This window comes from Treponema sp. R8-4-B8, assembly GCF_054786175.1.
On record NZ_BDHE01000392.1, the window covers coordinates 1 to 450 of the forward strand.

The 450-nt window shown below is 40.9% G+C and carries 1 protein-coding gene; it reads left to right on the plus strand.

The genetic code is table 11. The features are described 5' to 3' along the window. Window positions 1–260: 260 nt before the first annotated feature. A partial coding sequence (locus ACYVRA_RS08920) for a glycosyltransferase family 2 protein (RefSeq protein WP_461252358.1) occupies window positions 261–450 on the plus strand: 190 nt, incomplete at its 3' end.

A 450-nucleotide genomic window follows, 5' to 3' on the forward strand; every position in this document is an offset into this window, starting at 1 on the left:
ATTCAAAAGAGATATACGAATATTGATAAAACGCCTTTTTAAATTCGGCTATGGATCTTACGTACGCATCAACCGATTTATAAGCATTTCTTGATTTTTTAGTCAGCCTCGTCCATCTTAGCCAATACATCAGATGCCATTTCAGTCTTTTGCGGAATTTCATATCAAGAGCCCCCTAAACCTCTCAGGAATCCTTACTATCCCTGTCTCTTATACACATCTAGATGTGTATAAGAGACAGATGCCAAACATATCGAGATTTGGAAATAATATGCGTTTTGGATTGCCCGACGGATAATTCGGCTGTAATTGTTGACAATACGGCAAAAGACGACGACCGTATAAAAACGGTCAGACATCCTAAAAATCTAGGCCTTCCGGCCGCACGAAATACCGGCGTTCAAAACGCCGCCGGCGAATATATGCACTTTTTAGACGCCGATGACTTAA